The sequence below is a fragment of the Photorhabdus viridis genome (genome assembly GCF_040256935.1).
GTDB lineage: Bacteria > Pseudomonadota > Gammaproteobacteria > Enterobacterales > Enterobacteriaceae > Photorhabdus > Photorhabdus viridis.
In genome coordinates this window covers 1-223 of sequence record NZ_JBEJZY010000497.1, presented here as the reverse complement: position 1 = coordinate 223, position 223 = coordinate 1, and the positions used below count along the sequence as shown (strand labels likewise).

General features: G+C 55.2%; 1 protein-coding gene. It reads right to left on the bottom strand.

The genetic code is table 11. From position 1 onward, the window contains the following. A partial coding sequence (locus ABR397_RS24280; protein WP_350307912.1) for a hypothetical protein occupies positions 1-223 on the bottom strand: 223 nt, incomplete at both ends.

The window sequence follows — 223 nt, the reverse complement described above, 5'->3', positions numbered from 1 at the left end:
GACTGACCCCCAACCGGGCCTCAGCCACCAAATTACGGAAAGAAACTGGGGAAGGCAGGCTGTCCTCCTGTTCGGTGAGATACGCCTGAACCTCACGGTTCATCACGTCCAACGTGGTATGGTCGCCAATCAGGTGATGCAACAATTCCAGTAAAAACCAGCGCCCATCAGTCTCTTGCGCCACGACAAAACGCAGCAGCGGTGCCTGACCCAAATCAATACG